At 62.1% G+C, this 517-nt stretch carries 1 protein-coding gene; it reads left to right on the forward strand.

Going from position 1 to position 517, the window contains the following annotated elements; all coding sequences use genetic code 11:
• Window positions 1-72: 72 nt before the first annotated feature.
• The coding region (locus ACXAJT_RS27645) for a transposase (RefSeq protein ID WP_475242253.1) at window positions 73-517 on the forward strand (445 nt) is incomplete at its 3' end.

A 517-nucleotide genomic window follows, 5' to 3' on the forward strand; every position in this document is an offset into this window, starting at 1 on the left:
TGGACACCTCCGGAAACCACTGGCTGATTGATGATCATCGTGATTCACTGTCCGTAACGGGTGGAGGGGATCATGGCCAAGCAATCAGGGTTCTGGAGCGTCGACGACCGGCTGGCGGAGATTTCAGCGGGTGGCGATCCGCTCGAGACCCTGAACAGCACGGTGGATTTCGAACGTTTCCGTCCGATCCTTGAGCGAGCGGCTGGCTGCCCGCGCAGTTCGAAGGGCGGTCGTCCGCCGCTGGATGCGGTGCTGAAGTTCAGGATGCTGGTGCTGCAAAGCCTGCATGGCCTCAGCCTCGAGGCGACCGAGCGCATGGTCAGGGATCGGCTCAGTTGGATGCGCTTCTGTGGGTTGGGCATCGCTGACACCGTGCCCGATGCGAACACGCTGTGGGACTTCCGGGAAGCGCTCATCAAGGCCGACGCGCTCGATGAGTTGTTCGAGGAGTTGGACCAGGCGATCAACCAAGCGGGGTTCATTCCGCGCGCCGGTCAGATCATCGACGCGAGCCTCA

Source organism: Salipiger sp. ABF4_146, assembly GCF_056161345.1.